The organism is Reyranella sp., from assembly GCF_004297265.1.
Classification (GTDB): Bacteria; Pseudomonadota; Alphaproteobacteria; order Reyranellales; family Reyranellaceae; genus Reyranella.
This window is the reverse complement of the sequence record NZ_SCUT01000025.1, coordinates 58,795-80,273: the sequence shown is the minus strand read 5'-3', so window position 1 is coordinate 80,273 and position 21,479 is coordinate 58,795. Positions and strand designations below refer to the sequence as shown.

Here is a 21,479-nt window from a genome sequence, read left to right as displayed (position 1 = left end):
GAGAATTTACCCGTCGACACATTGAATGTCTTGGCTTTCGACTGCTCGCCTTCCTCATCCGCACGACCGGGAGCGGCAAGCCGTGGCATGGACACGCTGGGACGAGCGCGCCGCGCGGCCAGACGATCCTGCGGCCATCGCGCTGCTCGACGCCCTGTTCGGCAACAGCCCCTACCTGACGGAGACCGCGCTACAAAGCCCGGATTTTATGACCGATCTATGGCGCCGTGGTCCGGACGCCACGGCGGCCGACCTGTTGGCCGAACTCGCCGCCGTGCGACGCGAAGCCTCCACCGGCGCCGCGCCGGCCGACATTGCCTCCCGGCTCCGCCGCCTGAAGCGCCGCGTGGCGCTCGCCGTCGCCGTCGCTGATATCGCGGGCACCTGGCCGCTCGAACGCATCACGGGCCATCTCAGCGACTTCGCCTCGGGCTGCCTGCGCGCGCTCACCGATTCGGTCCTCCTCCAGCTCGAGCGCGACGGTCAGCTCTCCCTCGGCGGAGAGCCCGACGCGGCGGCCTTCACCGTGCTGGGCATGGGCAAGCTCGGCGCCGGCGAACTCAACTATTCGAGCGATATCGACCTCATCCTGCTCTACGACCGCGATGCGCCCGCAGTGACTGGAAACGACCAATTGTCGCGCCACTTCGTGCGTGCCGCGCGACTCCTGGTGCAGCTCATGTCGGAGACATCGGCCGACGGCTACATCTTCCGCACCGACCTCCGGCTGCGGCCCGATCCCGGCTCGACGCCGCTCGCCATGTCGGTGCAGGCGGCCGAACTCTACTACGAGAGCGTTGGCCAGAACTGGGAACGCGCCGCCATGATCAAGGCGCATCCCGTGGCCGGCAATGAAGCCGTGGGGGCGGCCTTCCTCGGCGACATGACGCCGTACATCTGGCGCAAGCATCTCGATTTCGCGGCCATCCACGACATCCATTCGATCAAGCGGCAGATCGATGCCCATCGTGGCGGCGGCACGGTGAAAGTCATGGGGCACAACGTGAAGCTCGGCCGCGGCGGGATCCGCGAGATCGAATTCTTCGCCCAAACCCAGCAGCTCATCTTCGGCGGTCGCAACCCCTCCCTCAGGCTGCGCGCGACCTGCCCCACCCTGCGGGCGCTCGCCGCCGCCGGCCACATCACGGTCAAGGCGGCGGACGAGCTCATCGAGGCCTACGGCTTCCTGCGCCGCATCGAGCATCGCCTGCAGATGATCGACGACCGGCAGACCCATTCGATACCGGCCGACGAAGCGGGCGTCGCCGCCGTCGCGACCTTCCTGGGCTATGACACGTCGATGGCGTTCCAGGAGGCGCTGCTGGCGACGTTGCGCCTGGTCGAAAGCCACTATGCCAACCTCTTCGAGGAGGCGCCGAGCCTTGCGGGTCCCGGCGGCAACCTGGTCTTCACGGGAACCGACGACGACCCGGGCACCTTGGAGACCCTGAAGTCGCTCGGTTTCCGCGATCCCTCGGCCGCCGCCGGCATCGTTCGCCGCTGGCACCACGGCCGCTACCGTTCGACGGCGACGGCGCGCGCCCGCGAACTGCTCACCGAACTGATGCCCGGCCTGCTGAAGGAGCTGGGCGGGACGGCCGCGCCCGACCAGGCGCTGCTGAACTTCGACCTGTTCCTCGCCAACCTGCCCGCCGGGGTGCAGCTTTTCTCGCTGTTCAAGGCCAACCCCGCCCTGCTCGAGCTCCTGGCGACGATCATGGGCAGCGCGCCGGGCCTCGCGGCCCACCTCGCGCGCCGCACTCTGCTGCTCGACTCGGTGCTTTCGCCCGACTTCTATCGTCCCCTTCCACCGGTCGAGGATATGAAGGCGGACCTTTCCGCGACGCTCGCCCGCGTCGACCACGAGCAGGACATCCTCGACCTGGCGCGGCGCTGGGCCAACGACCGCCGCTTCCAGGTGGGCGTCCAGCAGCTCAAGCGCATCGTGACGCCGGCCGAGGCGGGCCTCGCCTATTCGGATATCGCCGCCGCCACTATCTCCGCCTTGTGCGATCGCGTCGAACGGCGCTTCGCCGAGACACACGGCGGCTTCCAGGGTCAACGACTGGCGGTGCTGGGTCTCGGCAAGCTGGGCAGCCGTGAGATGTCGGCAACCTCGGACCTCGACCTGATCTTCGTCTACGACATCCCGGCCGGCATGGAGGCGTCGGACGGCCCCAAGCCGCTGTCGCCGATCCACTACTACACGCGCCTCAGCCAGAAGATGGTGACGGCGCTGACCGCCCACACCAACGAGGGCGCGCTCTACGAGGTCGACATGCGGCTCCGTCCGTCCGGTCGCTCGGGTCCGCTCGCCAACTCGCTGGAAGGGTTCGAGACCTATCATGCGCAGTCGTCCTGGACGTGGGAGCACATGGCGCTGACGCGCATGCGGGTGATCCACGGCCCGACGGCCCTGGTCGATCGCCTGATCGCCATCGTGCGGGACACGCTTTGCCGTACCCGCGACCCGGAGGCGCTGGTCCGCGATGTCGCCGATATGCGCGACCGCATCGCCCAGCATGCGCCGCCCAAGAGCCCTTGGGATTTCAAGCACCTGCCGGGCGGCCTGTTCGACATCGACTTCGTGGCGCAGTACCTCGCGCTCCGCCACGCCTGCGCCCATCCCGACATCCTCGACCCGCATCCGGCGGAGATGCTGCGCCGCATGGCGACGGCCGGGCTGATCGACCAGGCGGATGCCGACAGGCTACGCGCCACGCGGACGCTGCTGTCGGACGTCCAGAGCCTGCTGCGCCTCACCCTGAATGGCGACGAGGCCGCGTTCGACGAGGCCAGGGCACCGGAAGGCCAGCAGCGCCTGATCGCCGCCACTGAAGGGGCGAGCAATCTCGCCGACCTGCGCACGCGGATCGAAGCCGAATCGAAGACCGTGCGTGCTATATACGAACGGATCGTGGAGGCGCCGGCCCTGGCTGCCGGCTGGCAACCGAGGAGCAGGAAATGAGCGTCGTCGAAGGCAAGAAGGCCCCGGATTTCACCGCAGCCACCGATGGCGGCGGCAAGCTCAAACTGTCGGATCTGCGCGGCAAGCCGGTGGTTCTGTACTTCTACCCCAAGGACGACACGCCTGGCTGCACGACGGAGGCCTGCGGCTTCCGCGACGGGGCGGCGGCCTTCAAGAAGCTGAAGGCGCAGGTGGTCGGCGTTTCCAAGGACAGCGTCGCCCGCCACGACAAGTTCAAGGCCAAATATGAGCTCAACTTCCCCCTCGTGTCGGACGAGGATGGCAAGGTCTGCGAGAAATATGGGACCTGGATCGAGAAGAGCCTCTACGGCCGCAAATACATGGGCATCGACCGTGCCACGTTCCTGATCGACAGCGAAGGCGTGGTGCGCAGGATCTGGCGCAAGGTCAAGGTCGCCGGACACGTCGACGAGGTCCAGGAAGCGCTCAAGGCGCTTTAGCCAGCCCCCGCAAGGCGCGGATCGTTTCGCGCAGGCCGAGGTGCAGGACCTTGTCACGGCGGATCACGATCGCGAGCTTGCGGTAGAGGCGCGGTGACAGCGGCCGCACCACTAGGTTTGTGCGGTCGCCCGCCTCGCGCACGGCGACCGCCGGCAGGATGGCGCAGCCCAACCCTGCCTCCACCAGCCGCTTGATCGCCTCGACGCTGCCCAGCGCCATCTTGGGCTTGAGCTCAACACCACCCCGGAAGAACCATTGATCGGCCACCAGCCGTGTGTGCCCGCCGGGCTCGAACATGATCACCGGCAGGCGCGCCATCACCGCCGGTCTGATCCGACGCGGCAGTTTCACGCCATCGCGCGCAGTCACCGCCACGAACTCGTCGTCGAGCAAGGGCGTCACATCAAGGCCCCGGCCGCCCGCCGGCAGCGTCACCAGGCCGATGTCTAGCGCATTGTCCAGGACGCCCTTCACGATGTCCGGCGTGTTGCCGGTGGCGATGGTGATCTCCAGCTCCGGCAGGCGCCGGCGCAGCGCGCGCAGAAGCGGCGGCAGTCGGAAGATCGCCGCCGTGGCGCCGGTGCCGAGACGTACCCGCCCGACCTCGCCGCTCCCGAAGCGTGCCAGCGCTTCGAGCAGTGACGCCACGGCGGCGTCGATCCGGGCGGCATGGTCCAGTAATTCGCTCCCGGCCGCCGTCGGCGTCGCCCGCCGCCCCACCCGCTCCAGCAAGCGCACGCCCAGCCGCTTCTCCAGCTGCCCGATCTGCTGACTGATCGCCGGCTGGGTCAGGTTGAGGTGGGACGCCGCCGCCGAGAAGGATCCCAGCCGCACGACTTCGGTGAAGGCGTTGACGTGATCGAGATTGAGGCCGCGCATCCCAAATTTTCTCTTATGGTTTTCATAAGATAACGAGATTTCCCTTATGGTTCCAGCGCTCGCAGATTGCGCCCATGTCGCATCGCAACGGGTTGGGAGCCATCGTCATGGAGATCGGTCGCTATATCGGCGCCTCCCCTTGCTCGCGAATCCGCCAGCGCGAGGCACTGCGCAACCTGGACGATCGGCTGTTGTCCGACATCGGCCTGTCGCGCGAGCAGGTTCTATCGGGAGGAACGATGATGAGGACGGCCGTCGATGTTCGCGACGCCCGCGAAGGCGACATGCGCTTCGTGCAGGAGATCTACGCCCACCACGTGCTGCACGGGCTGGCGAGCTTCGAAGAGGAAGCACCCACCGTCGCCGAGATGATCGGCCGCCGCGACGCCGTGCTGAAGCTCGGCCTGCCCTACCTCGTAGCCGAGATGGATGGGCGCATCGTGGGCTACAGCTATGCCTCGCTCTACCGCCCGCGCCCGGCCTATCGGCACACGATCGAGGACTCTGTCTATGTCCGCGACGGGCTTGCGGGAAACGGCATCGGCCGCGAGCTGCTCTCGACTCTCATCAGGCGCTGCGAAAGCGGTCCGTGGCGACAGATGCTGGCCGTCATCGGCGACAGCGCAAATGCCGGTTCGGTCGGCCTGCACGGCAGCCAGGGGTTCCGCCAGATCGGCAAGCTCGACGCCGTCGGCTTCAAGTTCGGCCGCTGGGTCGATTCGATCCTGATGCAGCGGCCGCTCGGCAAGGGCGACCTGGCCCTTCCCTGACGTGAATGGCAGCCGTCGTTCACCTGAACTGACGGGCCAATCGGCTACTTTCCAGCCGGCGCTGCGGGTGTCGGTGTCTGCACGATCACACACACACGAACAGTACGATCTCCCGACAGGCGCTTGTCTCCCAGGCCAAGGGCGGAACTGACATTCGTTGGCCCGGCATTCAGTGTCATGATCGCCGAGAGGCCGGCGAGATCCGGATGCTTCGGGTTCGTGGCAAGCTCCGCTTTCAGGCGCGCTTCCACGCCCTGCGCGCGGAGTTGAGCAAGTGCCAAGTTGGAATCGTAAAGGCCTCTGGTTTTCGCCGTGAGAGGGGTCTTGTCGGCGGATCCGATCAGGACCAGGCCGATGACTTCCTTGCCTTTTCTGACTGCTCCGATTTTCCGGACCAGGTCCTCGACTGTCTGGGTATCGTTCGTCTTTTCCAGTTCGGCAGGCTCCCCGGAGACGAAGGGTCCGACCTGAAGTGCCCGATTATCCAGTTCACAGTGGAACTCGACCTTGGAATTCGCCCCGGCATGAACGAGTTCCACTTTTTCCTGCGTTACATTTATCTCAATCGACAGTTCGATAGGAGATTTTGCCTCGATCTTCGGTTCGAATTTGCCGCCCTTATTCTGATCTACCGGCCGACGGCGAAACTCTGGAACTTCCAGATGGACGTGCTCAATCTTGAGCAGGCTTCCTCCTTTGAACAGGTTAAGGCCCGCCGGGACGGCAACCATCGAGGTCGTTGCTGTGGCAACTGCCACGGCAGCCAATCGGAAAGCTGGCGAACTCGCTCTCGCCACGATGTACAGGCATGCAAGAAAGAAGCCCGAAGCGACGACCAACCACCCCCAGCCCAGCCAGGCAAAAGCGCCAATATCTGGAGAAACCCTAACGACATCGCTCGCCCCTGGAATAACTGCGGCTGATGGCAACAACATCCGCATGAACTCGGCTTGCTGACTTTGAATCGACCGTACGAGTTCTTCCAGAACTGGCGCCGTCACTACAACGTTATTGGAGGGCTCAGTCGGGGGGACGCCCCACCATCCGAGAAAGGTGGGAAGAAGCGTCCCGACAAATACAACGACCAAGGTCGCGATCGAAAAGACTCGCTCGACCCGGCGCGCCTCGTCCATCCTTTTCAACTGCATCTGAGAGTTGATCAACAATGCAGCGATACTGAGATCCTGCCTGCTGCGCCGCTCCGCGAATCGCTGACCCTGCTTTTTTTGTGGCAGATCAGTCGGCTTTCTGAGGGAACGCCAAAGCCTCGCGAGAAACCTTCTACTTGAGACAAGCGCCTCGTATGCGAACCTTTTGTATAGTTCGAACATGGAAATTCTCCCCCGAGTTGTGGCAAAAATACCGCACGCCCAGGGAGAATTTCCAGCCTATTTCCTAAACGCCAAGGGGAGGCTGTTTCCAGCCCCTTATGCCTCCTACTTCCTGGCCGGCGACCAGCCGTAGATCTTCTGCAGCGAGCCGCCCATCAGGATTTCGCGATCGCTGTCGGACAGGCGGTCGGTCACGCGGAAGGCATCGACACCCTCCTTGTAGGTGAGCAGCGCCACGGCGCGGGTCCAGTCGGTGCCCCACATGCAGCGGTCCAGACTGAAGGCGTCGAAGATGCGGCCCAGCGGATCCCAGATGTCCTTGAAGGGGAACTTTTCGTGGCTGAGCGTGCAGGCGCCGGTGATCTTCACGACGACGTTCGGGTGCTTCGCCAGGTCCAGCAGCAGCGGCAGCTCGTGCCAAGGCTGCTTCGGCGCCGGTGGCGCCATCGGCTGCTCGAGACCGAGATGGTCGATCACCAACGTGGTGTTCGGGTTGCGCTTGGCGAGTTCCGAAACCTGCGGCAGGCGGCCCCGCGCCATCAGGTTTACCGGCAGGTCGTGCCTGGCCGCGGCGGCGAGCACGCGGTTGATGCCGGGATCGGCCGCGTCGGTCGAGATCTCCGGCGTGAACATGATCCGGATGGCGACCGTGCCGTCCATCGCCGCCCAGTCGGCGATCGTGCCCTCGACCTTCGGATCGTTGGCATTGACCGGCTTGATGACGCCAAACCGGCCGGGATGCGCCTTCTGCACGCCGACGGCATAGCTCTCGTCCCAGCGGTACATCGTGTAGACCGAGACCAGGAGCGCGCCGTCGACGCCGACCGAGTCCATCGCCTTGATCATGTCCTCGGCGGTGACTTCGGGCGGCCCTGCCAGCACTGCAGTCCACGGTCGGCCCGGATGATTGCGCTCGTAGCAGTGAACCTGGGCGTCGATGGTCGGCATGCGCTTCTCCCGTGGTGAGTTGGCGGACGGTACCGCCGTCCCTGCATTTGTCATGGAAATTCGGGCGCATCGCCCACCATGCGATACGATTCCCACATGGCGGTACCAGCTGGCTCTCCGATAGATTCCCGGGCGTTAGTCCCTCTTCCCCCGAAGGATGTTGCAATGGCCATCAAAGGCAAGCAGTCGATCGGACAGATCGGCATCACCCTCATCGTTCAGGACGTGGCCGCCGCGGCTGACTTCTATCGCGACGTGATCGGCGCAGAGGAGATCCGGCGCAGCTTTTCTCACAACCATGGCGAACCTGCCGGCCCGGAGGCGCTGGGCGCCGAGCTTTCACTCGCGGGCGCTCGCCTGAATGTGGCGAAAGAGAATCCGCGCTGGCGCGAAGCGCCCCGGCCCGACTGGCCGCGGTCGCCGACGTCGGCCGGCGCTTCCTCGGGATTCCTGATCGTCTATGTCGACGACGTTGACGCCGTGTTCGCACGCGCGGTGGCAGCCGGTGCGACCTCGCTGGCGAAGGACCAGGGCCCTCAGGAAACCTACTGGGGAGACAAGGCCGTCCGGATCATCGATCCCTTCGGGCATGGCTGGGTCATCCAGAGCCGGCTCGAAGATGTCGAAGAAGCCGATCTGGCCGCGCGTTTCGAAGCCCAGCGCGCCCGCATCCGCGCCAGCCGGACGGCACAGCCGGCATGACCGTCGAAGCGGTCCGCGCGTTTCTGTCGGCGCACGCGCCTGATCTCGAGATCGTGGAGCTCGACGGCAGCACCGCGACGGTCGAATTGGCCGCCAAGGGCCATGGCGTCGCGCCGGCGCAGATCGCCAAGACGCTGTCGCTGCGCATCAAGGATCGCACGATGCTGATCGTCGCTTCGGGCGATGCGCGCCTCAACAATCGCAAGATCAAGGACGTCCTGGGCGGCAAGCCGCGCATGCTCGGCGCCGACGAGGTCGTGTCCCTCACGGGCCATCCGGTGGGCGGCGTGTGTCCCTTCGGCCTCGCAACGCCGCTCCCGGTCTATTGCGACGTCTCGCTCAAAGCATTCGACGAGGTCGTCCCCGCCGCCGGCTCGATCAACTCGGCGGTGCGCATCGCGCCCGAACGCATGGCAGACCTCGTGAACGCCGAATGGATCGACGTCTGCGACCGACCGGAACCCGGGTGAGCCGGCTCAGGCCTTCGCGACCTTCTGCTCTTCCAGCCGGTCGGTGGCCGGCGGCGGCGTGCGCGAGAGGTCGGCGATCTCGGCGCGCAGCTCCGGCGTCATGTCGACCTTTACCGAGGCGAGCGAGTCCTTGAGCTGGTCGAGATTGCGCGCGCCGATGATGGGCGCGGTGATCGCGGGATGGGCGCCCACCCACGCGATGGCGGTACTGACGGGGTGCAGGCCCTTCTGCCTGCACAGCGCCACATACTTCTCGGCGGTTTCGAAGGCCCATTCCTCGCCGTAGCGCGCCTCGTACATCTTGTTGGTCTTCAGACGTCCCGTGGCCTGGCCGAAATACTTGCCCGACAGGAGGCCGGCCGCCGCCGGGCTGTAGGGAATGACGCCGATGCCGTTGGCCGCCGCCATCGGCAGCAGCTCGACCTCGGCCTGGCGCTTCACCAGATTGTACATGGGCTGGATGACCTGCAGCCGCGCCCAGTTGTTGCGCTCCTGGATGTCGACCGCACGCTGGGTCTGCCACGCCGACCAGTTGCTGACCGCGGGATAGATCACCTTGCCCGAGCGCACGAGGTCCTCGAGGCCGCGCATCATCTCGTCGATCGGCGTCACCGGGTCGAAGCGATGGAGGAACAGGACGTCGATGCGGTCGGTCTGCAGGCGGCGCAGGCTCGCCTCGACGGCCTGCACGACATGCCGCCGGTTGGCGCCTCCCGCATTCACGTCGGGGCCCGTCTTGTTGAAGCACTTGGTGGTGATCACCAGCTCATCGCGGTGATCCTTCGACAGCCGGCCCAGGATCTCCTCGGACCTGCCCTTGTTGTATTCGTTGGCCGTGTCGAAGAAATTGATGCCGGCGTCGCGCACCGCCTTGTACATCGAAGCCGACGTGGCCTCGTCGGCATCGCCGCCGAACGACATGGTGCCAAAGCAGAGTTGCGAGACGTGGATGCCGGTACGGCCGAGGAGCTTGGTTTTCATGGTCGCTTTCTAGCATGCGGCGACACGACTCCGCAGCCGCGATGGAAAACCATCCCGCTTGCCCTTATGAGAAGCCCGACGATGTCGAGCAGGGTGTGTCGTGGCGAGAAAGACAATCGCGAAGAAGCCGAAGCCCGCCGCGCCGCGGCGCCGCAAGGCCAACCGTCCCAACCTGACCGAACGCATCCTCGACGTCGCCGAGGAACTGTTCGGGCGGGTCGGCTATGGCGGCGCGACCACCCGGGCCATCGCCAGCCGCGCGCGCGTGAATGTCGGGCAACTCCATTATTATTTCGAGTCCAAGCGCGCGATCTTCGAGGCCGTGGTGGCCCGGCACGGCCGGGAGGTCACCGAGCGGCGGCGCCAGCTTCTGCTGGAAGCCCAGGCCCGCTACCCGCGCGGCATCGTCCCGCTCGAGGTGCTGGTCGATGCGCTGGTCCGTCCGCTGCTGATGGCCGAACCGCGGGCCGGCGGACGCCGGACCTCGATGCAGATGCATGCGCGCCTGTTCACCGATCCCGACGACACCGCCAGCATGGTACGCGCCGACATCTACGACGAGACCAATGCGCTCTATGTCGACGCCATCCGGCGTGCCCTGCCCAAGATCCCGGCGAAGACCCTCTACTGGCGCTACTACTTCATGATGGGCGCCTACGTCTGGACCCTGCTCCAGCCCGGCCGCCTCGAAGCGATCTCCCACGGGCGCTGCGATCCCGCCGACATGGAAGCCGCCATCCGCGAGATCGTGCCCTTCGTCTGCGCGGGCCTCGCCGCGCCTGTTTGAGTTAGCTGCCTCAATGGAGCGCGCCACTCCAGTGGCGCTCAAGCTTCGTAGACAAACAACACATGAGCGCCACTGGAGTGGCGCGCTCCAATGATCGCTAGGCTGGCTTCACGCGGCTCCTCAGGCGGCAGCGGCATTTGTCGAACTGGTGGAGTTCCACCATGTTGCCGCACGGATCGTTGAGGAAAAGCTGCTCGGCATCGGGGCCTGTCGCGCCCTTCAGCGACCAGTAGTCGGCGCCCAGCCGGTCGAGCTCGGCCTTGGTCTCGGCGATGTTCTCGACGGCCAGCGCGACATGCGGCGAGGTTGGATCCTTGCCCGGCCCCTGCGCGAAGCGCGACGGCAAGTCGCCGCCGATCAGGTGGATCTGCCCGACGTCGCCGATGTTGATCCACATGCCGGGAATGCCCGGGATCTCCGGCCGTCCCGCGTCGTGCTCCAGGCCGAGCACGCCGGTGTAGAAGTTCTTGAGGTCCTCGATCGTCTTGTCGCCGGCGTCGATGCGCACGCCGTGATGATGAATCTCCAGCACCTTGATGGCCATCTCTGCTCCTCCCGAGAGCTGTTCCGTTGGCGCGAAGTATCGTGATCGGCCGTCGTGTGGTCAATCGACCAACAAATTAGGTCACTTGACCTGATCGCGCGACGCAAGCATCGTCACGCCAAGAAAAAGCGGCAAATCGCCGGGAGGAAAATCGATATGCGGACCAAGCGGGCCGCCGACTGGACACGGTCGGCGACGTTGCCCAGCACGCCGGCCTCGTTCACCGGCGTCACCTACGCCGAGATGCTCGACCGCGCGCGTGCACTCGTGCCGGCGATCGGTGCCCGCGCCGAGGCCTGCGAGAGGCTGCGACGCCTGCCCGACGAGACCGAGCGCGACCTGCACCGCACCGGCCTGTTCCGCATGGTCCAGCCGGCGCAGGTCGGCGGCGCCGATCTCGATGTCGGCATTCTGGTGGACACCTGCGCGGTGATCGCACGTGTCTGCCCGTCGACCGCCTGGAACCTCGGCAACCTCGCCAGCCATCACTGGATGCTGGGCTACTTCCATCCTGAAGCGCAGGACGAGTTGTGGAACGGCTCGCCAGACGTGCTGATCGCCACCTCGCTGATCTTCCCGGCCGGGCGCGGCCGCAAGGTCGAGGGCGGCTACGAGGTCTCGGGACGCTGGCCGCTCTCCTCCGGCGTCGACAACTCCGACTGGAACATGCTGGGCTTCATGCTGCGCGAGCGCGACGACGGCCCGCCCGTCGACCAACGCTTTGCCCTGGTCCATCGCTCGCAGTACGAGATCATCGACACCTGGCACGCGGTCGGCCTCTCGGGCACCGGCTCGAAGGACGTGGAGATCAGGAACCTCTTCGTGCCGGACGTGCGCACGATCTCGGCCCGGACGATGAACGGCAAGCCGCACGCCGGTTCAGTCGTCAACCCGTCGCCCCTGTTCCGCCTGCCCATGCTGGCGCTCGGCCCCTATGTCCTATCGGGCGTGATGCTGGGCTGCGCGCAAGGCGCCTACGAGGCGGTGGTAGGCGCCGCACGCACGCGCAACGCGACGACGACAGGACAACCGTTCGGCGCGAGCCAGCCCGTGCAGATCAAGGTCGCCGAGGCGAGCGTGCGCATCGATACGGCCGAAGCGATGATGCGCCGCGCCTGCGAGCACGCGATGGCAGTCGCGCGGACGGGCGCCGACGCCGCCCACGAAGACAAGCTGCGCTACCGGCGCGACGCTTTCTTTTCGGCCCGGCTCTGTCTCGAAGCCGTCGACATCCTGATGGGCATCGCCGGATCGAGCGGGCTCTATCTCGGCGGTCCGATGCAGCGCCTGTTCCGCGATGCGCACGCAGCCAATGCGCATGTCATGTTCTCGACCGACGTCCAGGGTGCATTGTTCGGACAACATGAGCTCGGCGTGACAGGGCCGCCGCCGCTGCTCTGAGTCGCAGCGACGGCCATAATGAAGTTCAACGAGTGGGAGGAAAGAAAAAAAATGTCGGTGTCATCGTTTATTGCAAAGTTGGCCGGCGCGACGGCGCTGGTCGGCCTGTCGGCCTTCGGCGTCCAGGCGCAGACCTCGGGCGAGCCGGTCAAGATCGGCGCCATCGTTTCCGCCACCGGCGCCGGCGCCGGCCTCGGCGTGCCGGAGCGCAACGGCCTGCTGCTGGCGGAGAAGGACATCAATGCCAAGGGCGGCATCAAGGGTCGGCCGATCAAGATCATCGTCGAGGACGACGCGTCCAACCCCGACACCGCGCTCAGCAAGGCCAATGACCTGATCTTCGGCCAGAAGGTCCAGGCGCTGCTCGGCCCGTCGCTGACGGCCAGCACCGTGGCGGTCGGCGGCGTGACGCACGCCAACAAGATCCCGCAGATCGCCTTCACCGGCATCGGCCCGGCGGTCGAGCGCGAGCGCAAGTGCCTGGCCCACGTGCTGCCGCCGCAGCGGCTCAACGCCACCGCCCTGCTCGAATACGCCAAGAACATCAAGGCGGCCAAGATCGGCGTGCTGCATGACGCCGGCTACGGCAACGTCGTCATGGCCGAGTTGAAGCCGCTCGCCGACAAGTATGGCGTGAAGCTGGTCGCGGTCGAGAAGTTCGAGATCGGCGCCACCGACACCACGACGCAGGCGGCCAAGGTCAAGGCGGCGCAGCCCGACGCGGTGTTCATCATCGCCACCTCGGCCACGCCGTTCCGCAACGTCAAGCAGATCCAGATCGCGCAGCCAGTGATCGCCGCCATCGGCTCCTCGTCCTACGAGTATGTCAACGCGATGGGACCGGCGGCCGACAATATCGTGATCCCCGAATTCGTGGTCGGCGAGGATCCGCTGCCACACCAGAAGGCGTTCGTCGAACTCTACAGGCAGACCTACAATTCGACGCCGAAGAACTACGAGGCGGCGGCCTGGGATGCCGCCCACATCATCGCCGCCGCGCTCAACAAGGCCGGCGCCGACGCCACGGGCGAGAAGCTCTGCGAGGCGATGAAGGCCCCCTACACCGGCGTCCTCGCCAACTACGACTTTTCGGCCGACGACATGACCGGCATTCCGATCTCGAGCTTCGTCTTCTCGAAGCTGGTCGGCGGCAAGTACACGCGCACGCCGTTCCGCGTCGCGCAGTAGCGCTCATCGGCGGCGCAGGTCTCCTCGCGGGGCCTGCGCCGCGCCTTCTTTCGCGCGGAAACATTCCTTCATGACACTCAGCCTGGTCCTTCAGGCGCTCTTCGCGGGCGTGACGAACGGCATCGTCTATGCGCTCGTCGGCATGGGCCTGTCCGCCATCTTCAAGGGCAGCCGCGTGATCAACGCCATGCAGGGCGAATTCGCCGTCATCGGCGCCATGACCACCGTGCTGCTGCTCACCAAGGCGGGCTGGCCCTATGCCGCCGCCATCGCCGGCGGCGCTGTCGCGGGCGCCCTGGTCGGCGCCTTCATCGAGGTCGCCTTCGTGCGCTACATGGCGAAGAAGAGTGCGAGCGAGGACAGCTTCCTGCTGCTGACCATCGGCCTCGCCCTCTCCCTCTCGGCCAGCATCCTGTATTTCGTCGGCCGCGACGGGCACCTGCTGCCGCCGCTCGGCGGCGAGGGCGTGCTGATCGTGATGGATGCCGTCATCCAGTTCCATGCGCTGTGGCTGATCGCCATCGGCATCGGCGCCACGCTGGCGCTGCGTGCCTTCTATCACCGCACCACGATCGGCCTGTCCATGATGGCGGCCTCGATCGACGCGGACGGCGCCGCCACGACCGGCATCAACGTCGCGCGCATGCGCACCTTCACCTTCGTGCTGGGCGGCCTGCTGGGCGCGCTCGGCGGCATCCTGGTGACGCCGCTGATCGGCGTCGACTACCAGCTTGGGCTCAACCTCACCCTCAAGGGCTTCGCCGCCGCCGTGCTGGGCGGGCTCACCAACCCGCTGGGCGCCGCCGTGGGCGGGCTCACCCTGGGTCTGGTCGAGTCCCTCGCGATCATCGGCATTTCGTCGAGCTACAAGGACGTCGTCGCCTTCTCCGTGCTCATCGTCATCATGATCCTGATGCCGCAGGGCATCCTCGGCCGCGCCGGCCGGCGGGGAGGCTGAGCGCATGAATTCGCGCACCCTCCTCTGGCTGGTCCCCTGCCTGATCGTCTGGGCCGTCCTGCCCTTCGTCGTGCCGCGCTACATGGCCGACCTGCTGGTGTTCACGGGCATCTACACGGTGGCCGGCCTCGGCATCGGCCTGCTGCTGGGCCATTGCGGCATCGTCAACCTGGCGCAGGCGACCTTCTACGGTCTCGGCGCCTATGCCAGCGCCTACTGCACGGTGATGATGGGTCTGCCCAGCATCGTCGGCTTCATCGCCGGCGCGGCGATCAGCATGGCGCTGGCCTATGTCATCGGCCGGCCCATCCTGCGTCTCACCGGCTACTTCCTGGCGCTGGGCACGCTGGCGCTCAGCGCCATCGCCAGTGCGCTGTTCTTCGAATGGGACTGGCTGACCGGCGGTACCCTGGGCATCGGCGGCATCCCCAAGCTCGACCTGTTCGGCTTCCTGCTCGACCGGCCCTCCCGATACTACTTCTTCGTCTGGATCGTGGCCTTCGCCTGCATGGCGGTGGCGCACAACCTGGTCGACAGCCGCACGGGCCTGATGCTGCGGTCCATGCGCGATTCCAGCACTGCCGCCGCCGCCCTCTCGATCGACCTCCAGACGCTCCGCACCAAGGTGTTCGTCGTCTGTGCCCTGTTCGGCAGCCTGGCCGGCAGCCTGTTCGCCCACCATGCCTCCTTCGTCAGCACGCAGAGCTTCACCGTCGACCGCTCGATCAGCTTCCTGCTGATCCCGGTGATCGGCGGCGCGACCTCGATCCCCGGCATCGTGGTCGGGGCGCTGTTCGTCACCTTCCTGCCCGAGCTGCTGAGCAAGCTGGGCGACATCCACCAGATCCTGTTCGGCCTGGCGCTCGTGGCCGTCGTCGTCCTCATGCCGGACGGGCTGGTCGGCGCGTTCGGCAGGCTGCGGACCCGGCTCGCCAGGCGGGGCAACAGCAATGGCTGAACCTCTCCTCTCCCTGAAAGAGGTCGGTCATTCGTTCGGCGGCCTCTCCGTGCTGCGTTCCGTTACCTTGGACGTGCCCGAGGGCGGCATCATCGGTCTCATCGGGCCGAACGGCTCGGGCAAGACCACGCTGTTCAACATCGTGACCGGCTACATCCGCCCGCTGGCCGGCACGATCACCTATCGCGGCGCCGTGCTGGGCCGCGACACGATCCAGCAGCGCGGCCTGCAGGGCCTCGTACGCACCTTCCAGACTCCGCAGGTCTTCGAGCAGATGACGGTGCTGGAGAACGTCATGGTCGGCTGCACCAAGCTGACGCGCACCAGCATGCTGCAGGACCTGCTGCGCACGCCCGCCGCGCGCGGCCAGATGCGCGAGATCCGCGAACGCGCGGAAGCCGCCTGCGAGCGCTTCAGCCTGACGGCGTTGCGCGACCTGCCGGCGGCCAGCCTCACCGCCGGCCAGCGCCGCATCCTCGAGATCGCCCGCGCCGTCGTCGGCGAGCCGCGCCTGCTGCTGCTCGACGAGCCCTCGTCCGGTCTCAACGTCCAGGAGATCGACGATCTGCGCGACTGGATCGTGCGGCTGAACGAGGAAGGCATCACCATCCTGCTGGTGTCGCACGACATGGGCCTGATGACCGTGGCCCCCACCGTGCACACGCTCTATTTCGGCGAGATCATCGCCAGCGGCGACATGGCTGCCATCCAGCGCGACCCGCGGGTCCGCGAAGTCTATCTCGGGGTCTGAGCCGTGCTGGAAGTGACCTCCCTCTCCGCCGGCTACGGCGCCCTCACCGTCCTGCGCGACGTCTCGCTCAAGGTCGGCGACGGCGAGGCCGTCGCCCTGGTCGGCGCCAACGGCGCGGGCAAGACCACCCTGGTCCGCGCCGTCTGCGGCCTGCTGCGTGCCCGCGGCGGTCGCATCGTGAAGAACGGTGCCGACATCACCGCAACGCCGGCGCATGACCTGGCCCAGCACGGACTCGCCGTGGTGCTGGAAAACCGCCGCCTGTTCGGCGAGCTGTCGGTGCGCGAAAACCTGATTCTGGCCGAAACGGTCGGCCGCAAGGCGCGCGGTGCCCACATGCGCTTCTCGTGGGACGAGGTGACGGCGCTCTTCCCCGTGGTGAAGGAGCGCATGGCCTCGCCTGTGGAACTGCTGAGCGGCGGCCAGCAGCAGATGGTGGCGATCGCCCGCGCCCTGCTGCTGCAGCCCGACCTGCTGATCATGGATGAGCCCTCGACCGGCCTTGCGCCCAAGGTCGTGAAGGACATCCTGCTGGTCATCAAGGCGCTGCGGGAGCGCGGCATGGGCCTGCTGCTGATCGAGCAGAATGTCGGCATCGCCTCGGAGATCACCGACCGCGCCTACGTCATGTCGGTCGGCAGCATCGTCCACGAGATCGGCCCGGGCGAATGGCAATCGTTCCTCACCGACGAACGCTTGGTGAAGGCCTATCTCGGCTGACAGGGTCGCGCTAGGCTCCCGCAAAACAACCGGGGGAAACGGCGTGCAGGACGAAGCTTCCTACGATTTCATCGTGACCGGCGCGGGCTCGGCCGGCTGCGCCGTTGCCGGACGGTTGAGCGAGGAAGGCCGCTTCTCGGTTCTCCTGCTCGAGGCCGGCCCGCGCGACACCTATCCCTGGATCCACGTGCCGCTCGGCTATCACAAGACCTTCAACAATCCGAAGGTCAACTGGATGTTCGACAGCGAACCCGAGTCAGAGCTGAACAACCGCGTCATGTATCAGCCGCGCGGCAAGGTCCTGGGCGGCACCAGCTCGATCAACGGCATGGTCTACATGCGCGGCAATGCCGCCGACTACGACGAATGGCGCCAGCGCGGCTGCGAGGGCTGGGACTATCAATCCGTCCTGCCCTACTTCAAGCGCGCCGAGGACCAGGAGCGCGGTGCCGACGAATTCCACGGTACCGGCGGTCCGCTCAAGGTGCAGGACCACCGCTGGCAGCCGACCCTGGCGCGGGCGATGCACGACGCCGCCGTGCAGGCCGGTATCCCCGCCAATCCGGACTTCAACGGCGCGACACAGGACGGCGTCGGCTTCTACCAGACCACCATCAACCGGGCGCGCCGCTGGTCCTCCGCCCGCGCCTATCTCGGCGCGGCCAAGGGAAGGCGCAACCTGACCGTCGCCACCTTCGCCCACGCGACCAAGGTGCTGATCGAGAACGGCCGCGCCACCGGCATCGAATACCGCACGCCCAACGGGATCGTCCGCGCCCGCGCGAAACGAGAGGTCATCGTGTCGGGCGGCGTCTATGGGTCGCCGCAGCTTCTGATGCTCTCGGGCCTCGGTCCGGCCGATCACCTGAAGCAGCACGGCATCGAGGTCGTGCGCGACATGCCGGGCGTCGGCAGCCACCTGCACGACCATTTCAACACCTACATCGCCTATCGCTGCAGCCAGCCCGTGACGATGAACGACCTGACGCTCAGCCTGCCGCGCCGGCTGATGGCCGCCGCGCAATATGCGTTCGGCCGCACCGGACCGCTGGCCAGCATGGGCCTGTTCGTCGGGGCACTCGTGCGCAGCGACAAGCGGCTGGAGCGGCCCGACCTGCAGATCAACATGTTCGCCTGGGCGATCAAGGACCGGAACAAGAATGGCATCGTGCCTCAACCCTTCTCGGCCTTCGGCCTCAGCCCCGTGCATCTGACGCCCTCGGGCCGCGGTACGGTGCGGCTGAAGTCCGCCGATCCGCTCGCCGCGCCGGAGATCCGGTTCAACTTCCTGAAGAACGCCGCGGACTTCGACGCCCTGCTGCACGGCATGCGGATCTGCCGCGAGATCGCCAGCCAGCCCGCGCTGAAGCCCTTCATCGTGGAAGAAATCCTGCCCGGCGCCGGCGTCACAAGCGACGCCGACCTCAAGGCCGACATCCGCGCCCGCGGCGTCTCGAACCTCCATCCGGTCGGGACCTGCCGCATGGGCCGCGAGGTCGATGCCGTGGTCGACCCGCAGCTCCGGGTGCACGGCCTTGCGGGGCTGCGCGTCGCCGACGCCTCGATCATGCCGTCCATCGTGGCCGGCAACACCAATGCGCCTGCCATCATGATCGGCGAGAAGTGCGCCGACATGGTCCGCACTGCCGCGACGGCCTGAACGGCGGCGCTACCGGCGGCGAATGCCGGGATTGAGCGCGACCGACTCTCCGGCCGCACCGCCGGCATCGTAGGCATCGGGCGAGATCATGCGCCCCGGCCCGGCCTCGACAGTGCGCAGTTTCAGGCCGAGCTTCTCCAGCTCGGCATCGACGACGGCAGCCTTCAGCACGACCAGCCCGCGGCCGCTGCTCCGGATCACGCCGTCGCGCTCCGCCTTCATCGCCACCAGCCGGTCGGCGATGGACGCACACATGCCCAGCGCGAACGACGCATTCGCGAGATGCCGGTCCTGGTGCCGGAAGCGCTTGTACTCGGCCGAGACCTTGTAGCGGCCGAGTTCGGCCCGGACCGCGCCGTCGATCAGCTCGGTCAGGTAGTGCGCCACCTCGACATCGGCCGGCAAGCCGAAGAAGACGTAGCGCGCCTCGCCAGCCGCGTTCTTCTCGCGCCAGACGCGGCAGTCGCAGAGCGCCGCGATGGCGCCGATGCATTCGTCGATCGGGATGCGCTTTTTCAGGCGGGTCTCGAAGACACGCTCCTCGCACTGCGTCTCGCGAATCTCGATGTCGGTGAGCGACAGCTCGTAGCGGTCGAGCAGCTCCGCGACCTTGGCCGCCGCCGCCAGGGCCTCGCCCTCGGTGCAGCCATTGTCGATCGTCTTGGCGCGCAACGCCTGGATGCGGCCGCGGAGCTTGTCGAAGGCCGAAGCGTCCGGCGTCGTCACGGGCGCGGTGCGGGCGGCGGCAAGCGCTTCCGGCGGAAATGAAGGTAGAGCGCAAACCCGACGCCGATCGCCAGACCGGGCAGCGCCGAGGCGATGGCGAGCGACGCGATGCCCATCTCGCAGCCCCCTGAATCGCCCGGCGTGCCGCAACGGGAGTCCAGACTGTACGCGAGCGCGAGCGCCACGATCCCCACGACAATGGGCGTCAGAATGAAGCCCAACAGGCCGAAGCCCAGGATTTTCAGGGTGAGCCCGAGCATCAGCCGGCCGCCCGTCGTGCCGCTTCCTCGAAGCGCTGGCGGCGCATCTCAACGCGCGGATCGTCCATCTCGGGGCCAGTAAGGTCTGGCACCCAGCCGTCGCGCCCGGGCACGTAGGCGCGATTGGTCTGCAGCGGGTTGCGGTTGACCAGGGGCCGCGCGTGCATCGGATGACGCAGGCTGCGCACCTCGTGCTCGATCTCGAACAGCGCCTTGCCGGTGGCCGGATCGGCGATGTGCTGGAAACGGTACTGGTGCTGGTTGCTCTCCTCGGTCAGCAGGCCGCGCTCGACCAGCCCACGATAGGGTCCGGAGAAGTTCGCGACATAGACCTGGATGTGATGCCCATCATAGGCCTCGGCGGCGGCATCGCTCTCGCGGAAGATCAGCTCCTGGCCGATCCCGACGGAAACATGCGCCGCGGTTCCCTCGACGCGCGCTCCGGTCGCGAAGACATCGCGATAGAAGCCGGCGATCCCCTCGGCCGCGCCGCGCGGCACGTCGAATTCGACGTAGGCCATGCCCAGCGCCATGCCCTCGAAGCGCGACGACGGGGCGTGACACAGGATCCGGTTGCCCCAGGGACAGGTCGTCTCGACATGGTCGTCGTGCTCGACGAAGGCAAAGCGCGTATCACCCAGCATGCCCTTCACCCGGTCGAGCCGCTGGAGCAGCGCCTCCCGGTCGGGGATCACGAGCCCGATCCGCCCGCGCAGGCGCTGGGCGCGCGCCATCGTCGGCAGGTGGAACTGGCTGCGTCCGACATTGACCCACATATTGTCGATGCTGGTCATCATGTAGGGATCGCGCGTGAGGCCGAGCCCGCTCATGTAGAAGACCGTCGCCAGCCCCTGGTCGGCGATCCCGAGATTGACATGCTCCAGCGCCACGATGTTGCCGAGGTCCTCGGCGCTGCGGTCGTACTGTCTGGCACCCGGCTTGGTCATGACCTGCCCTCCTCAACCGCTCCCAATATAGGGGCCGGCGGGCATGCCCGACAGACCGCCATTCGCCGATCTCAGACCTTGATATCCGCTTTCCTGACGATCTCGCCGAACGACACGCGTTCGCGCTCGATCGTCGCCTGAAAGGTCTTCGTATCCTGGAAACTCGAATAGTTGCCGCTGGCGACCAGTTTCTCGTTGAGCCCGGGATCCTTCACCGCCTCGCCGATCGCCGCGGACATCCTGTCGATGGCGGCCTGCGGCGTGCCCCTGGCCGCCAGGATACCGTACCAGGCATCGCCACCGATCTTGCCCAGCCCCTGCTCCTTCAGGGTCGGCACGTCGGGCTTGCCGGGCCAGCGCTTCTCGCCCAGCACCGCGAAGCACTTCAGCCGCCCGGCGGCGATGTGCGGCAGCGTGGTCGGATCGAACTGGACCTGGATCTGGCCGGAGAGGAGGTCGTTGGTTGCCGGCGCGCTGCCCTTATAGGGCACATGGACCATCTTCACGCCGGCCTCGATGTTGAATATCTCGCCGTAGAGCTGGGTGATGGTGGCGAGGCCGGCCGAGCCGAAATTGACCTTGCCCGGATTGGCCTTGGCGTAGGCGATGAACTCCTGGAGGTTGTTGGCCGGTAGCTGCGGATTGATGCCCATGCCGACCCATGAGGTCGCGGTGCGCGCCACCGCCACGAGGTCCTTCGAGGTATCGTAAGGTAGCGGCTGCAGGTGCTCGGTGATGCAGACCATCGCCGTGGTCGTCGTCAGGAAGGTGTAGCCGTCAGCCGGCGCGCTCTTGATGACATGCTCGGCGCCGATCGCGCCGCTGGCCCCGGCCTTGTTATCGAACAGGATGCTCTGTCCCAGCAGTGCACCGGCACGCTCCAGCACGATGCGGGTCGTGACGTCGGAGGGGCCGCCCGGCGGATAAGGAATGACGATCCGGATCTGCTTGTTGGGCCAGTCGTTCTGCGCCGACACGATGGCCGGCGCCGCGACGAGGCCCGCAGCCGCGCCGCCGAGAAAAAGACGCCGTCCGACCTTCGCCGGATTCTTCCTGCGGTTGTCCATG

At 66.6% G+C, this 21,479-nt stretch carries 22 protein-coding genes; 13 read left to right on the top strand and 9 right to left on the bottom strand.

Annotated elements, in window-relative coordinates:
• Positions 1–82: 82 nt before the first annotated feature.
• Together EPO41_RS10995 and bcp are read left to right on the top strand one after the other, a co-directional pair.
• Positions 83–2,968 carry a bifunctional [glutamine synthetase] adenylyltransferase/[glutamine synthetase]-adenylyl-L-tyrosine phosphorylase gene (locus EPO41_RS10995; protein WP_296324663.1) on the top strand — a complete coding sequence of 962 codons (2,886 nt, stop codon included), beginning with the start codon at positions 83–85 and terminating at the stop codon, positions 2,966–2,968.
• Entirely contained in the window at positions 2,965–3,429 is a 465-nt protein-coding gene (gene bcp / locus EPO41_RS10990) for a thioredoxin-dependent thiol peroxidase (protein WP_296324661.1), read from the top strand. The genes EPO41_RS10995 and bcp overlap by 4 nt, the downstream gene beginning before the upstream one ends.
• Here the strand turns inward: bcp and EPO41_RS10985 are convergent.
• A complete protein-coding gene (locus EPO41_RS10985; protein WP_296324658.1) occupies positions 3,416–4,309 on the bottom strand; it encodes a LysR family transcriptional regulator in 894 nt (297 codons plus the stop codon). The two genes, bcp and EPO41_RS10985, sit on opposite strands and share 14 nt — an antisense overlap.
• Positions 4,310–4,383: 74 nt before the next feature.
• Here EPO41_RS10985 and EPO41_RS10975 point away from each other — a divergent pair, with 74 nt between their 5' ends.
• On the top strand, positions 4,384–5,079 hold the full coding sequence (locus tag EPO41_RS10975) for a GNAT family N-acetyltransferase (RefSeq protein WP_363246964.1): 696 nt from the start codon (positions 4,384–4,386) through the stop codon (positions 5,077–5,079).
• A 44-nt stretch (positions 5,080–5,123) separates the two neighbouring features.
• On the opposite strand, the gene EPO41_RS10970 is transcribed toward EPO41_RS10975, so the two are convergent.
• Both EPO41_RS10970 and EPO41_RS10965 read right to left on the bottom strand, forming a co-directional pair.
• Entirely contained in the window at positions 5,124–6,410 is a 1,287-nt protein-coding gene (locus tag EPO41_RS10970) for a hypothetical protein (RefSeq protein ID WP_296324655.1), read from the bottom strand.
• Between the two features lie 105 nt (positions 6,411–6,515).
• Positions 6,516–7,358, bottom strand: a complete 843-nt coding sequence (locus tag EPO41_RS10965; protein WP_296324652.1) for an amidohydrolase family protein — start codon at positions 7,356–7,358, stop codon at positions 6,516–6,518.
• A 165-nt stretch (positions 7,359–7,523) separates the two neighbouring features.
• Here EPO41_RS10965 and EPO41_RS10960 point away from each other — a divergent pair, with 165 nt between their 5' ends.
• The gene (locus tag EPO41_RS10960) at positions 7,524–8,060 is read left to right on the top strand and encodes a VOC family protein (RefSeq protein WP_296324649.1); all 537 of its coding nucleotides are present in this window, start codon (positions 7,524–7,526) and stop codon (positions 8,058–8,060) included.
• Complete coding sequence (locus EPO41_RS10955; protein WP_296324646.1) at positions 8,057–8,530, top strand: YbaK/EbsC family protein; 474 nt, start codon at positions 8,057–8,059, stop codon at positions 8,528–8,530. The genes EPO41_RS10960 and EPO41_RS10955 overlap by 4 nt, the downstream gene beginning before the upstream one ends.
• Positions 8,531–8,536: 6 nt before the next feature.
• Here the strand turns inward: EPO41_RS10955 and EPO41_RS10950 are convergent, their stop codons facing one another.
• Positions 8,537–9,511, bottom strand: a complete 975-nt coding sequence (locus EPO41_RS10950) for an aldo/keto reductase (protein WP_296324644.1) — start codon at positions 9,509–9,511, stop codon at positions 8,537–8,539.
• A gap of 100 nt (positions 9,512–9,611) precedes the next feature.
• On the opposite strand from EPO41_RS10950, the gene EPO41_RS10945 reads away from it, so the two are divergent.
• The gene (locus EPO41_RS10945) at positions 9,612–10,298 is read left to right on the top strand and encodes a TetR/AcrR family transcriptional regulator (RefSeq protein ID WP_296324641.1); all 687 of its coding nucleotides are present in this window, start codon (positions 9,612–9,614) and stop codon (positions 10,296–10,298) included.
• Positions 10,299–10,395: 97 nt separating this feature from the next.
• On the opposite strand, the gene EPO41_RS10940 is transcribed toward EPO41_RS10945, so the two are convergent.
• Positions 10,396–10,842: a VOC family protein gene (locus EPO41_RS10940; RefSeq protein ID WP_296324639.1), complete on the bottom strand. Its 447-nt coding sequence runs from the start codon at positions 10,840–10,842 to the stop codon at positions 10,396–10,398.
• 156 nt (positions 10,843–10,998) lie between these two features.
• Here EPO41_RS10940 and EPO41_RS10935 point away from each other — a divergent pair, with 156 nt between their 5' ends.
• The 7 genes from EPO41_RS10935 (at position 10,999) to EPO41_RS10905 (ending at position 18,478) form a co-directional block, all read left to right on the top strand.
• Positions 10,999–12,243 carry an acyl-CoA dehydrogenase family protein gene (locus EPO41_RS10935; RefSeq protein WP_296324637.1) on the top strand — a complete coding sequence of 415 codons (1,245 nt, stop codon included), beginning with the start codon at positions 10,999–11,001 and terminating at the stop codon, positions 12,241–12,243.
• 51 nt (positions 12,244–12,294) lie between these two features.
• Positions 12,295–13,431, top strand: a complete 1,137-nt coding sequence (locus tag EPO41_RS10930) for an ABC transporter substrate-binding protein (protein WP_296324633.1) — start codon at positions 12,295–12,297, stop codon at positions 13,429–13,431.
• A gap of 70 nt (positions 13,432–13,501) precedes the next feature.
• The gene (locus EPO41_RS10925) at positions 13,502–14,389 is read left to right on the top strand and encodes a branched-chain amino acid ABC transporter permease (RefSeq protein ID WP_296324630.1); all 888 of its coding nucleotides are present in this window, start codon (positions 13,502–13,504) and stop codon (positions 14,387–14,389) included.
• Positions 14,390–14,393: 4 nt separating this feature from the next.
• Positions 14,394–15,347 (top strand): branched-chain amino acid ABC transporter permease, encoded by a 954-nt coding sequence (locus EPO41_RS10920; protein WP_296324627.1) that lies wholly within the window; start codon positions 14,394–14,396, stop codon positions 15,345–15,347.
• Positions 15,340–16,098: an ABC transporter ATP-binding protein gene (locus EPO41_RS10915; RefSeq protein ID WP_296324624.1), complete on the top strand. Its 759-nt coding sequence runs from the start codon at positions 15,340–15,342 to the stop codon at positions 16,096–16,098. Before EPO41_RS10920 ends, EPO41_RS10915 begins: the two co-directional genes overlap by 8 nt.
• Positions 16,099–16,101: 3 nt before the next feature.
• Entirely contained in the window at positions 16,102–16,818 is a 717-nt protein-coding gene (locus EPO41_RS10910) for an ABC transporter ATP-binding protein (RefSeq protein WP_296324620.1), read from the top strand.
• A 43-nt stretch (positions 16,819–16,861) separates the two neighbouring features.
• Entirely contained in the window at positions 16,862–18,478 is a 1,617-nt protein-coding gene (locus EPO41_RS10905; protein ID WP_296324618.1) for a choline dehydrogenase, read from the top strand.
• A gap of 9 nt (positions 18,479–18,487) precedes the next feature.
• Here EPO41_RS10905 and EPO41_RS10900 read toward each other — a convergent pair whose 3' ends face one another.
• From EPO41_RS10900 to EPO41_RS10885, 4 genes are all read right to left on the bottom strand, one after another.
• Positions 18,488–19,204 (bottom strand): DUF2786 domain-containing protein, encoded by a 717-nt coding sequence (locus EPO41_RS10900; RefSeq protein WP_296324616.1) that lies wholly within the window; start codon positions 19,202–19,204, stop codon positions 18,488–18,490.
• A complete protein-coding gene (locus EPO41_RS10895) occupies positions 19,201–19,464 on the bottom strand; it encodes a hypothetical protein (RefSeq protein ID WP_296324614.1) in 264 nt (87 codons plus the stop codon). The genes EPO41_RS10900 and EPO41_RS10895 overlap by 4 nt, the downstream gene beginning before the upstream one ends.
• Entirely contained in the window at positions 19,464–20,411 is a 948-nt protein-coding gene (locus EPO41_RS10890) for a hypothetical protein (RefSeq protein WP_296324613.1), read from the bottom strand. The genes EPO41_RS10895 and EPO41_RS10890 overlap by 1 nt, the downstream gene beginning before the upstream one ends.
• Before the next feature lie 71 nt (positions 20,412–20,482).
• Entirely contained in the window at positions 20,483–21,478 is a 996-nt protein-coding gene (locus EPO41_RS10885; RefSeq protein WP_296324611.1) for a tripartite tricarboxylate transporter substrate binding protein, read from the bottom strand.
• Position 21,479 lies beyond the last annotated feature (1 nt).

Bases quoted from the DNA above. Each gene is read 5' to 3' on its own strand.
- bcp (WP_296324661.1), top strand. From the start codon at position 2,965: ATGAGCGTCGTCGAAGGCAAGAAGGCCCCGGATTTCACCGCAGCCACC.
- EPO41_RS10985 (WP_296324658.1), bottom strand. From the start codon at position 4,309: ATGCGCGGCCTCAATCTCGATCACGTCAACGCCTTCACCGAAGTCGTG.
- EPO41_RS10975 (WP_363246964.1), top strand. From the start codon at position 4,384: ATGTCGCATCGCAACGGGTTGGGAGCCATCGTCATGGAGATCGGTCGC.
- EPO41_RS10970 (WP_296324655.1), bottom strand. From the start codon at position 6,410: ATGTTCGAACTATACAAAAGGTTCGCATACGAGGCGCTTGTCTCAAGT.
- EPO41_RS10965 (WP_296324652.1), bottom strand. From the start codon at position 7,358: ATGCCGACCATCGACGCCCAGGTTCACTGCTACGAGCGCAATCATCCG.
- EPO41_RS10960 (WP_296324649.1), top strand. From the start codon at position 7,524: ATGGCCATCAAAGGCAAGCAGTCGATCGGACAGATCGGCATCACCCTC.
- EPO41_RS10955 (WP_296324646.1), top strand. From the start codon at position 8,057: ATGACCGTCGAAGCGGTCCGCGCGTTTCTGTCGGCGCACGCGCCTGAT.
- EPO41_RS10950 (WP_296324644.1), bottom strand. From the start codon at position 9,511: ATGAAAACCAAGCTCCTCGGCCGTACCGGCATCCACGTCTCGCAACTC.
- EPO41_RS10940 (WP_296324639.1), bottom strand. From the start codon at position 10,842: ATGGCCATCAAGGTGCTGGAGATTCATCATCACGGCGTGCGCATCGAC.
- EPO41_RS10935 (WP_296324637.1), top strand. From the start codon at position 10,999: ATGCGGACCAAGCGGGCCGCCGACTGGACACGGTCGGCGACGTTGCCC.
- EPO41_RS10930 (WP_296324633.1), top strand. From the start codon at position 12,295: ATGTCGGTGTCATCGTTTATTGCAAAGTTGGCCGGCGCGACGGCGCTG.
- EPO41_RS10925 (WP_296324630.1), top strand. From the start codon at position 13,502: ATGACACTCAGCCTGGTCCTTCAGGCGCTCTTCGCGGGCGTGACGAAC.
- EPO41_RS10920 (WP_296324627.1), top strand. From the start codon at position 14,394: ATGAATTCGCGCACCCTCCTCTGGCTGGTCCCCTGCCTGATCGTCTGG.
- EPO41_RS10915 (WP_296324624.1), top strand. From the start codon at position 15,340: ATGGCTGAACCTCTCCTCTCCCTGAAAGAGGTCGGTCATTCGTTCGGC.
- EPO41_RS10895 (WP_296324614.1), bottom strand. From the start codon at position 19,464: ATGCTCGGGCTCACCCTGAAAATCCTGGGCTTCGGCCTGTTGGGCTTC.
- EPO41_RS10890 (WP_296324613.1), bottom strand. From the start codon at position 20,411: ATGACCAAGCCGGGTGCCAGACAGTACGACCGCAGCGCCGAGGACCTC.
- EPO41_RS10885 (WP_296324611.1), bottom strand. From the start codon at position 21,478: ATGGACAACCGCAGGAAGAATCCGGCGAAGGTCGGACGGCGTCTTTTT.